The sequence below is a fragment of the Pedobacter sp. ASV12 genome, from assembly GCF_016429155.1.
Taxonomy (GTDB): domain Bacteria; phylum Bacteroidota; class Bacteroidia; order Sphingobacteriales; family Sphingobacteriaceae; genus Pedobacter.
The window spans coordinates 1-11,074 of sequence record NZ_JAELUC010000103.1 but is presented as its reverse complement, the minus strand read 5'-3'; the positions used below and the strand labels follow the sequence as shown (position 1 = coordinate 11,074).

Below are 11,074 nucleotides of genomic sequence, written 5' to 3'. Positions count from 1 at the left end.
CCCCCCCCCCCCCCCCCCCCCCCCCCCCCCCCCCCCCCCCCCCCCCCCCCCCTTTTTAGATGTGTATAAGAGACAGCCATACCGCTGCCAAAAACATATTAACTTACATGTCATTGACAGAAATGGCCAAAATATTGAACAGCAACGATGATTTTATCCAACTGCACAGAAGCTTTATCGTGAGAAAAGACCACATGGAAAGCATCGATGGGAATACCATCAAAATGATCAATGGTATTCAGATTACGGTTGGCGACCATTACCGCAAGGAATTTACCGACTTTATCAACATAAGATTGATCAAGGCGGGAAAGAAAAGCTAATCCCGCCAATCAACTTTATTTTTGGAAAATTCCCGTTAAAGAGCTTGTGGCAGTCATAGAAGTAGTAGGGTCGGTATCAACAGTAGTGCCCCTGCCCGTGGCAGCTTTAACAGATTTGTAAACAAACAAGGTATTTGAGCTGATTTTTAGTGCTTTGCGTTTCATGATGTTTAAATTTTTATTGAAACTAGCCTACTGTTCTATGCTCAAAAAGAATCTTATATAGAAAGGATAATATCCTATACAAAAAGGTATAAAATATGGAAAAAACTAAGCTGAACTGGTTTGCCACAAACAGAGTCCACATCCTGGTTTGGGTGCTGTTTATTTTTTACGAAGCCATTATCATCGGCATCCTCTACAACTTCTCCAATCCCGTTACCTACATCCTGCATTATGCTATCAATATCCTTTTCTTTTATGTACATGCCGATTGGGCCATGCCCTGGAGTACCAAAGACCGCCTAAATGCGATATGGAAACTACCTGTTATTGTGCTGGTACAGCTGTGCATTTATGTGCTTTTGCACTATTGGGCCGATGAATTTTTGATCCTGATCAAGATTATCAAATGGAAGGGGCCTTATAAACTCGATTCTATCTTTCTGCTCAAGAATTTTTATCGGGGTATTTATTTTATGGGCTTTGCCACTGGCTATTATTACATCAAAACCTATTTAAAGGAGCGCAAGAAAACGGAAGAACTGGAAAGAGAGCGACTAAACAACATCATCTTGCAACAACGCATTACGCAAGACCTGGTGCAGGCGCAAAATGCTTTTTTAAAAGCGCAGATCAATCCGCACTTTTTGTTCAATACGCTTGATTTTGTTTACCATAACGTGAATGCGCACTCTCCGATTGCCGGTGATGCGATCATCAGGCTGGCACAGATGATGCGCTATGCCATCGATTCGGAACAGGTAGATGTTCGCTTGGGCGAAGAAATAGAACAGGTAGAAAACCTGCTCTATCTAAATCAGGTGAGGAAAGACAAGCCACTCAATCTCGAGTTTTCCTATACCGAAGAGGTTAAAAGGCTGCATCTCATTCCATTAGTGCTGCTAACCCTCGTCGAGAACATCTTTAAACATGGCGATTTGAGCGATGAGGCCCATCAGGCGCAGCTTAATGTAGCTGTGGTAGAAGATGTTTTTTACCTCGAAACAAACAACCTGATCAATCCGAAACCAAGTAGCCACAGTAATAATTCAGGCCTGCTCAACATTAAGCAACGTTTACAATATGCTTATGGCGAAGATGTTGATTTTAGCTATGGCATAGAAGACCAGAACCATTTTGTAGTGAGGCTGCTTATTCCACTGGTAAAGCTGCAAGTGCCTGCTTCGTCTGCAAGGCCCTTAGCAGGTAATGATAAATAATGGTTTCGTGTATCCGCTGATCGCTGATAAAAAGCCGATTGACGTGCATGTGGATCAGGTCGGTAAGCAAACGCTTCTTGTCTGTTTCGTCTTTGCAGCTGCGCATCAGCGTTTTAAAATGTTTAAGCAGCGCTTGTTTGGCCAACTTGGGCAAAGGCATTTTTAATGCTGCGGTTCTTTTCTTAAAATCGTTAAACTCGCTGTTGATGCGTTTAAAATTATCAATGTCGATGTTCATTTCCAATGCAAAATTCTGGGCAATTTCCTTGGCAAAAGCAAGCTGGTCGCTGATATTTGGGATGGCCTGTTCATAAAGTTCCAATAAAAGGGAAAGCGTAGCCAGGTATAGCTTTTCGTTATCCTCGCTTTTGCTTGTTAAATAGAGGATGTAGCGGCTGTCGGCGCAAAAATATTGCTCTACCAGATCCATCCTGGCTGCGCCATAGCGCTCGCTTTCCTTGTAGTAGGTCCTGATTTTGTAATCCTGGATCAGCCCGAGCGCTACTTCCTTGGCAATAAGTTCCCTAAATTCGTTCAATATCGCATAGGCATCGGCTTTTTTGTACAGATGTAGCCTAAAGCGAAGATGCGAACTAGGCTCGTTGTACCTGATGAAAAACCATTTTCTGAACTGCTGCCGGTTGTTTTTTAAGAACGGTCGGATAACATGCTGCAAAACCATATTGCTTCGGCTCGGGTGGAGGTAGAGCTCAAAGTAAAGCCATTCTCCGCCAGGCAACTCCAACACGGGTGCCTGGGTTTCGTTGGGGCGTGCCTTTCCGATGTTTGTGTAAGTCCTGTAAATGGTTTCCTTATGCGTAACACTGGCAATAAACTGGGGCAGTAATGCTTTGCCTGTTTCGCTGCGTACCACCGATGTGTTGTCAATTAAACCCTCCTGAATGTAAATTTCCTGCTGGCAACATTGTTTGCCGTACAATATAAATGCCTGCAAATCTCCGTCGTTTGCCGGGTCGAAGCATAAAATATTGTCGCTGGTGCCGGCCTTAAAAATGCTATCGATCTGGTTTGTGCCAAGCCAGTCTTTGAGCTGCTTTAAAGCAACCGTTGTTTGCTTCTCCTTAAAAAAAGCTGTCGGTACCAACCAGCTTGCCGGCGAAAGAATGATGTCTTTGAAACTCACCCGTGGATAATGGGCCAGGTGCGGAAAGAAATCCTGTAGCTTAAAATTTAGGTTGCCATATAGGCCTTGGTATTGCAAATCGCATAATAAACGGTAGGCAGAAAGGTCAGAACGACTGTAGTTGTAGGCAGAGGGTATTCTCGGGATTAATCTTTTATTGAGCCGTTTTGAGCGCAGTACGATTTCCTGGCCACAAATAGAGACCAAGATGTCGTTAAGGTCTAAAGGCTTTGCGCTTGCAGGCCAGGTTAATATAGGCAGTTCGTGGTCGTACAACATTTTGCGACGGTTTACATTGTCTACGCGTTGTTCGGCTTGATAAGCCAGGTCAAAAAAAAGCACATCGGGATTAGCCTCTTTTTCAAGCTGTGCCAGTTGTCGGCCATACTTTTCTATTGGTTTGTTCGCCAACGTAAAACGGCCTAACAATGCATTTGCGGTACAGCCCCCAATCTGGTTGATTACCGGACTGCCCTTAAAAAGATGAAAAATCAAGCTGAAAGAATTAGACAATTGCAGGGCACTTGTTGGGGTGTTTTCCTTAAAATTCTCCAACTGGATGGGTTCCTTGCTCATCATCTGGTTCAGTAAAAAATGCTGCAGGGGGCCATAGGCAATCTGTAAGGCGCTGCTGCCTTTTTGCTGGCCCTCCTTAATGTTGGCAATCAGTTTGTCTTGCTGACGCTGCTGTTCGAGCTGGCTGTAGCCTATGCCGATTTCGGGGTCCATGGCTACGGCTAAGCTGACTTCTTTTTGTTCAAATTTTTTAAGGAAAGCCTGTTTAAAATCGCTTAAATCGCAGTTGATAGCTGGTTGAAAGTGTTGTGTAAGAAAACCGATGAGCTCTGGAAGCTGTTTAAGGTATTGTTGCTCAAAGGCTCCATTGAGGAGCTTGCGTTCGGCAATGATGTAGTCGCTGGGCAAACATTTTGCCTGTTGGTTTATCCTGGCAAAATAATCTTCGCCAGTAATATTCGGAAAGGCATCGGTGCAGATCAGTTGCAGGTCGATCAGTTGCATCAATAACTGGTTGGTGTTGCCCTTGTCCATTTCAAATTGCTGCCACATCAGCTCGTGGAGGCTATGGAGCGGTGTGGGATGGCGGCAATGTTCGAGCAGTATTTCCAATTCGGGCATGCGCGCAACGGCGGCCAGTTCAAATCCCTGGTTTTTAGAGCAGACATACCTGATTTCTTCGCCTATTAAATAGAATGAGGAATTACTTAAAAAGTATTTAGAATATTTAAAGGCCTTTTTTACATTTTGGCTGTAGATTTCTTTTTGGCTCCAATCGATAAAGTAATGGGGGTAAATGGCCTCGCTGATTTGGATAGGCTGTGTTGGCGCCTTTACTACCGGAATAGGTACAACAGTTGCAAATGTTCCAAATGGAGTAGCCCTATATTTAGCTCGATTAAAGTATTTCCAAATGGTAAAGCGAGCTTTTTCGGGAAGCTTGGCAATTTCGTCTGTTTCGAGGCCTGCAATGGTTTGGTGAAAATCTGGAGAAGATTCGTTGATTTTTTCTTTCAGTTCTTCCCATTTGTCTTCAAGACGGTCTGTTATTCCGAACGCTGGGGTGCGGCATAGGATAAATTCACTAAGGCTAATTTTCATGATTGCTAAGTCATTTTATTGAATGGTAAAATTACTATAGTTGGCTGATGTAAAGGGCAGATTGGGCGACTCGTGTTATAACAAAAGGTTGTATCGGATCATGGCAAGGAATTGTAAATTCCCTGATACAATATTAATGTTAAATATAAACGATTAGCCCTTAGCTTGCTAAACATAGATCTATAGGATAGATTTCTGCAGCTTTTGTGTGCTGCGCCTGAAAGGACCAGCGGTGAGCTTTAGTGGTGGTGCAAACAAAAAGCGCAACGGCTGTTACCGATGCGCTTGATTGCTGAGCCTAATTTTGCTCAATGGTTCCGTACTGTATTTCCCTGTCGGGTATGGGGAAAGTATATTTCCTGTCGTTGGGTGGTAGTGTGTAGGTTTTTCCGCTGTAAGTTCGGGTTAAGGTAATGGCAAACCTGGGGTCTTGGTTTAAGCGCCGAAGATCAGTCCAGCGCAGCCCACGGCCAACCAGTTCCTTGCGTCGTTCTGTCAGGATAAGATTCAGCGCCATACTGGCAGTGCTGGCACTTTGGTTGATGTAAGTGCCCGTTTTCCAGCGTTTTTGCAACAGGGTATTCAATTCGTTCAGGGCACCCTCACTGTCGTTGCGCCGGGCTTTGCATTCGGCACTGATGAGGTAGAGCTCGTCGGTAGCCAGCCCTTCGTAGCCCGTGAACGAAACCGAGCTGTTAGTGCCATCCCTGAAATAGAATTTACGACGCAAATCATTGCTTTGGTATAAATTAGCCAATCCTACATCGATTTTGATAATGCCAGAGGTGAAAAAAGCATAAGAAAGCTTTTTGTTATAGAAGATAACTTCGTCTATTCCGTTTGGCAACACCTGGCCAAAAGGCGTTGTGGTTGCCACGGCAGTGTTGTAATCTATCAGGTTCCGGCTAATATTTAGTGCTTTCTCGGCATAGGCTTCCGCCTGCGGATAATCTTGCATAATCAGGTAAACCCTGGCCATTAAAGCAAGGGCTGCATGTTGGCTCGGCCTGTTTTTGGAAGCTGGTTTCAGTGGCAAAAGCGGAATAGCCTCCTGTAGATTTTTAAGTAGTTGCGTATAACTATAGCTCAAGGTTTTACGTGCAGGTCTTTCGTTAACATCAGAATTTAATGGAACTGGAAGACCGGGATAGCTGTCGGCATGTTCATCATAAGGTTTGGCAAACAGTTGCAAAAGGTTATGTAGTGCCATCGCTTTATAAAAATAGGCACTTCCCTTAATGGAATTGTAGGTGCTTTGCGTTGCCTGACTGGTTTCTATTTTTGCTAGGGCATCCAATACCACATTGCTATAAAAGATTTGTTGATATGGCGTATTCCAATCGCCCACCGTATTACCTTGGTAAGCATCATCGGCCCAAAAGTATCCGCCGTTTTGTACCGCATCTATTTTTAATGCACCACCTTCCAGTAGGTTGTAATCGTCGGCAGCAACCGTGGGCAGTGCTGGAGCCGAGTTCATTACATTGATGTTGTCTAGCAAAGCCTGTAAATCGGTCAAGGTATTTGGAACCAATAACGATTTTGAGGGCCTTTCGTCAAGAAAATCCTTGGTGCAGCCCAAGTTCAAAACTAAGATACAAGTGATAAGGAGGCATAATTTTTTCATGGTCATTGTGTTTAAGTGTTTATAAATTGGCGTTCAATCCGAAAGAAAGGTTAAACGGTGGCTGACCGCTGTTCAGGTAGTAAGGGTCTTCGCTGCCTTTATTGGCTTTGTACAACAGTCCCAGGTTACGGGCATAGCTGTATAGGCGAAGGCTCTTGAAAGGCGTTCGTTTCAAAAACCGTGGAGGCAACTCGTAGCTCAGATTAAGGTCGTCCAAACGGATATGGTCGCCTTTGGCCACCAATATGCTGGAGCCGGTATAAAAACTGTCTCTACGGTCGTTGGCTACGGCTGGTACGGCAGGCACATGGGTAAGGTTTTCGTCGCCTGGTTTTTGCCAGCGAAGCAGGTAGTCGCCATGGCTGCTGCTCAGGCCGAGGTCTCGCCCATAAATGATGCTATTTGTTCGAATGTAATAGCCTAATTTGTAGCTGATGGTAGCCGAAAGCTCAAAGCCTGCATAGCTCAACGTATTGCTGAAAGCGCCAAATTGGGTAGGGCGGGCACTGCCGTTATACAATAGCTTTTCTGGAGTATAACTATTTAAGATAGACAGGTAATCCTTGCTGGCTGTTCCATTCAAATAGCCGAGCGGATCGCCGGTTAAAGGATCTAACCCGGCCCATTCGTAGCTGTAAACTGCATATAAGGGCTTGCCTAGCATGGGCGTACCATAAGACAGGTAACTGGCGGCCGAAGCAACCGCACTGTATTTGGTTACCTTTTCGCTGATCAGGCTATAATTGAAACGGGTTTGCCAACCCAATGGACCGTTTAGGACTTGGATGTTCAGGTCGAGGTCTAAGCCCTGGCTCTTGGTTTGTGCATAGTTGCCCTTGAAGTTCGATATCCCGCTTGATGGCGGAAAGGAAACATTTGAAATGAGGTCGAGCCCTTTTTTATTGTAAACATCAATATTGCCACCAACACGATTGTTAAACAATTTAAAGTCGAGCCCCAGGTTTACAATTTTTACCTTTTCCCAGCGCAACGACGGGTTGGGCGGATTAACCACTTGGGCATAAGGCTGTTTGATGAGGTTGTTGCCCGAAAAAGCACTAGCCGGAAAATAACGTGCCGTGGTATAGGCCGAAAGGCTTTTGTCTATATTCCCGTTATAGCCATAGCTCATCCTCAATTTGAGATAAGAAATCGGCTTAAAAGCATAAAAGCTTTCGTCAGAAACAATCCAGCTGGCACCCAACGAATAAAGCGGAACGCCTTTCTGGTTGGTTTTTACGCCAAAAAGATTGCTGCGGTCTAAACGTGCACTGCCTGTTAAAAAATAGCGGTTTTTGTAGCTGTAATTTGCATTGGCATAATAAGATACAAAACGATCGGTCAAGCCATCCTGGCTGTCGTGGTTTTCGATGTTGAGGCTATTGGCTGGTACGTTGTAGCTTGGAAAAACGCTCACGTAGTCTACAATGGCACTTCTGGCGTGCGCATCATCATAGCCATATAGCCGGTATTGATTGCTTTCGCTTTGCAGCGCTTTAAGCTCGTAGCCCGCCAATGCGCTAAGCCTATGGTTTTGCCATTGCTGTTTTACGTTTGCCTGCGCCCTTAAACTGTGGCTAAAAGCTTGGCCAAAGCCCTGATCCAAAATGCCACCCAAGGGAATCGGCCGTGTTAAGCTGCCATCGGTGTTTACCTTGGTAAAGGTATTGATGAGGTTGCGGGTGTAATAACTTGCCAAGGGCGCATCATCTTTGCTTTTGGTAGTACTTAAGCCATATTGGTACAGCACTTCGGCACCGAGCCAGCTGGTTGCCTTGTAATTAAGCCCCATATTTAAACGATAATCTCTTAAATGACTGCTGTTGTCCCTGAGCTTTATTTCATCTATGGGACGATTTTCCCAATCGAGCAGTCCTTTATTCAACGAAGCGGTTAGGAAGCCCTGTCTTTGGGTGGGAACCGGAATAGGCGTTCCGTTTTCATCGGCCAGCATGGCATAAGGCTGTTTGTAGACATACGCATTGCCGTTGTTCTGGCGGCTGCTCTGCACAAGGAAAATATCGGTGTTGAGCTGTAAACGCTCTTTTAAAAAGGTCCAACTCTGATTGGCTTTTAAGGTTAGCCTGTCTTGCGCATTGCCTTTTAGGCTTTCCGAGCGCTGATCGTAACCCAAGCTAAATGCATAGCGCTGTTGGGTACCTCCGCCATTAAGGTTAAGGTAATATTGCTGACTAACGGCCTGCTGATACAGGTATTTGTCCATGTCGTTCCTTACGTCGTTGACACGGAGCAGGTCGAGTTGCTGTTCCAGTGCCGCATTGCTGATTTTGCCGTCGCGCTGGGCAATGAACAGCTCAACTGCGGCTGGCAATGCCGTGTGCGAAACGTTATTCTGGTCATTCAGCTCATCGTTTTTGTAATACCCGGCCTGAAAAAGCTGTCGCTGGATATCGATATAGGTTGCACTATTGATCTTGTTGGCGTAAAACTGGTCGGGCCTTTGCGTCAGGCCAAAGTTGCTGTTAAAGCTGAACTGCATAGGCTTGTTGTACTGGCCTTTTTTAGTGTTGATTACGATTACGCCATTGCCAGCCCTTGCGCCCCATATGGCTGCGGCTGCGGCGTCTTTCAGTACGGTGATGCTTTCCACGTCGTTTGGATTGATGGCATTCAAGTCGCCATCGTAAGGAAAATTGTCGAGCACAACCAAGGGATCGGTATTGGCGCTGAGCGTACTTTGCCCGCGAATGCTGATGTTCAGCTTGTTGGGCGCATTGCCTACCTGCGTAAAAATCAAGCCCGGTACCACGTTTTCCAATCTTTCCAAAATGGTAGGGCCTGTTCTCCTGTTCAATAGGTTTGGTTCAACTACGGTAACCGAGCCCGTGCTATGTTTTGGTTTTAACTGCTCGTAGCCGGTATGGATAACCACTTCCTGTAATTGCTGATTTTCGGGTTCGAGCCTGATCGTTATTTCTTCGGCCGATGGAACTTGAAGTTCGGTTTGCAATTTTTGGTAGCCCAGGTAGCTAAAGCTAAAGCGGTACCGGCCCGGTGGCAGGTTGAGGGCAAATCGGCCCGAAGCATCGGTGCCAAGGCTAAGTTTTCCGTTGTCTTGTTGGATGCTGACGCCAGTTAAAGGCTCGCCGTTCGCCGAAATTACCCTACCTTTTAATTGGGCGTTGCCATTGAGGGCAAGCGCCCATAAAAGCGCTAATAAAATGTATTTCATAGGTTAAGTTCAATGAGGTTTATAATTCTTTGATATTTACAATAGGACAGGAGCCTATCTTTTTTACCAGGGCCAGGTCATAGGCCTTTAAAGCCTTGTTGATGGAGTCGAGATTGCCCATGTCGGCCTGCAGGGAAAGTTTGATGGGGCCTGCATAACCCGTTTCATCAATCAAAGGCAAGTCGATGTTTTGAAGGTAATAGGTGGCCAATGGCCTGATCAGTTGCATAAAATGCTGGTTTTGGATTTGCAGGCTTTGGCCATCTACCTTTAAAAAGCTGTCGCTGTTGGCACGGGCTTCAAATTTGGTAGCCCTAGAGGTTCTGACCAAGGCCAGGCAAGCTTGTTGCCGATAGCTGATGCTTGTTTGGTACTGTGGCAGGTAAATGGCTAAAAAACGGCGTATGTGCTCGTAAAAAGGCCTGGTTTCGCTTTGTTCTGGTGCAACCACCACCTCAAAACAGTAGGTGTGCTTTTTGGCCCAGTCCTTCAGCTTAGTCTTAGCTATGCCGATACTCAGCTGGCTGCTGTCTTTAAGCATAAAAACCATGTTTTTGTAGCCAAAATTTCCATAATCGCGGTAGGCGATAGAGAACAGGTTCATTAGGCTCAGGTTGGTGGCGGTTAGGCGTTTTCCTTTTGCCGTATCGTTGGGATAGATGGCGTAACCTGCGCTTAAGCCCTCAATAAAACCAGAAAAATAGCTGTAGCCTTTTAAGCCTTGTTCAAAAACAGGCGCATTTTGGTTCAGGAACAGGTTTTGGCTATTCAGCTCTAGTCTGGTATCGTGTTTCATTTCAAAGCCCTGATCCTGTTTGGCCAGCATTTGCCTAATGTGTTGCGCATCGATGGCTTCATGGTCTGTAATGGCCCTAACTACGCCATTTTCGTCTATCCACACGTAATGGGGCAGGTATACATGCGGAAACAGGCGGTGTAGCTGTTTCTCGTTGCTTACCAGCGGGATGGCACCGTGCTTGGTTTTTCGTTGTTGGAGAAAAGCCTTAACCTCTGCCGATTTCTGATAGGTAACCGCCAAGAATTGCACTTGGCCGTCGAACTGTTGCTGCAGCCGCTCCATTTTGGGAAACATGCCAATGCAGGGGCCGCACCAGGTGGCCCAAAAATCGATAATGAGCAACTTGCCCCTAAACGACGAGGTAGATAAAGTTTTTGTTGGGAAATTAATGACGCTATCCAAGCTGAGCACTGGAAGAGCCTGGCCAACTTGCAGGCCTTTACTGGTGATATCGATGGCTTGATTCTGTTGTGCAGTTGCCCAAAAATTAAGGCATAGCAAAGCCAGTACAACAAAAATTGTTGATTTTTTCATGATACAATGTTTTGGTTTAGGGCAAATAAATGCCCATAATGAATAGTAGACGAGCTATTTTGTTTTGTAAAATGCTGGTCCACAATCATTTTGTGAATAAGTAATCGTTGGGTAAACTAAAGGATTTGCTATCTTTAAATAGCAACGGCTTTATTCGGGAGAACAGATAACCAAACTGATGAGAATTTTAAAGGCAATGCCGGTCGCCTCATCTTCACCCCTTTTTAATACCGTTTGGCTTTGCCTAGGTAAAAAAAGAGCAGTGCAAAATCCGTTTTTTATGTGCTTAATCATCAGTTGCTTAAGGCTTAAAGAGCTTAAACCAAATTTAATAAAAAATATTTTAAAAGGACAAATAAGTCCTAATATTTTTTCATTAATATTTTCACTTTGGTAGGGTGCTGTCTCTTATACACATCTCCGAGCCCACGAGACAGTACTCATGATCTCGTATG

At 45.2% G+C, this 11,074-nt stretch carries 7 protein-coding genes; 2 read left to right on the top strand and 5 right to left on the bottom strand.

Annotated elements, in window-relative coordinates:
• Window positions 1-59: 59 nt before the first annotated feature.
• Complete coding sequence (locus JHD69_RS17460) at window positions 60-323, top strand: LytTR family DNA-binding domain-containing protein (RefSeq protein ID WP_199141634.1); 264 nt, start codon at window positions 60-62, stop codon at window positions 321-323.
• A 15-nt stretch (window positions 324-338) separates the two neighbouring features.
• Here JHD69_RS17460 and JHD69_RS17455 read toward each other — a convergent pair whose 3' ends face one another.
• Entirely contained in the window at window positions 339-488 is a 150-nt protein-coding gene (locus JHD69_RS17455; protein WP_199141633.1) for a hypothetical protein, read from the bottom strand.
• Window positions 489-583: 95 nt separating this feature from the next.
• On the opposite strand from JHD69_RS17455, the gene JHD69_RS17450 reads away from it, so the two are divergent.
• Window positions 584-1,705 carry a sensor histidine kinase gene (locus JHD69_RS17450; protein ID WP_199141632.1) on the top strand — a complete coding sequence of 374 codons (1,122 nt, stop codon included), beginning with the start codon at window positions 584-586 and terminating at the stop codon, window positions 1,703-1,705.
• Here JHD69_RS17450 and JHD69_RS17445 read toward each other — a convergent pair.
• The 4 genes from JHD69_RS17445 to JHD69_RS17430 form a co-directional block, all read right to left on the bottom strand.
• Complete coding sequence (locus JHD69_RS17445) at window positions 1,638-4,466, bottom strand: lantibiotic dehydratase (protein ID WP_199141631.1); 2,829 nt, start codon at window positions 4,464-4,466, stop codon at window positions 1,638-1,640. The two genes, JHD69_RS17450 and JHD69_RS17445, sit on opposite strands and share 68 nt — an antisense overlap.
• 298 nt (window positions 4,467-4,764) lie before the next feature.
• Window positions 4,765-6,093, bottom strand: coding sequence for a RagB/SusD family nutrient uptake outer membrane protein (locus JHD69_RS17440; RefSeq protein WP_199141630.1), 1,329 nt, complete (start codon window positions 6,091-6,093; stop codon window positions 4,765-4,767).
• 19 nt (window positions 6,094-6,112) lie between these two features.
• A complete protein-coding gene (locus JHD69_RS17435; protein ID WP_199141629.1) occupies window positions 6,113-9,286 on the bottom strand; it encodes a SusC/RagA family TonB-linked outer membrane protein in 3,174 nt (1,057 codons plus the stop codon).
• 19 nt (window positions 9,287-9,305) lie between these two features.
• Window positions 9,306-10,619: a TlpA family protein disulfide reductase gene (locus tag JHD69_RS17430; protein WP_199141628.1), complete on the bottom strand. Its 1,314-nt coding sequence runs from the start codon at window positions 10,617-10,619 to the stop codon at window positions 9,306-9,308.
• Between the last annotated feature and the right edge of the window lie 455 nt (window positions 10,620-11,074).

Coding starts and splice junctions, on each gene's coding strand:
- JHD69_RS17460 (WP_199141634.1), top strand. CDS start 60: ATGTGTATAAGAGACAGCCATACCGCTGCCAAAAACATATTAACTTAC.
- JHD69_RS17455 (WP_199141633.1), bottom strand. CDS start 488: ATGAAACGCAAAGCACTAAAAATCAGCTCAAATACCTTGTTTGTTTAC.
- JHD69_RS17450 (WP_199141632.1), top strand. CDS start 584: ATGGAAAAAACTAAGCTGAACTGGTTTGCCACAAACAGAGTCCACATC.
- JHD69_RS17445 (WP_199141631.1), bottom strand. CDS start 4,466: ATGAAAATTAGCCTTAGTGAATTTATCCTATGCCGCACCCCAGCGTTC.
- JHD69_RS17440 (WP_199141630.1), bottom strand. CDS start 6,093: ATGAAAAAATTATGCCTCCTTATCACTTGTATCTTAGTTTTGAACTTG.
- JHD69_RS17435 (WP_199141629.1), bottom strand. CDS start 9,286: ATGAAATACATTTTATTAGCGCTTTTATGGGCGCTTGCCCTCAATGGC.
- JHD69_RS17430 (WP_199141628.1), bottom strand. CDS start 10,619: ATGAAAAAATCAACAATTTTTGTTGTACTGGCTTTGCTATGCCTTAAT.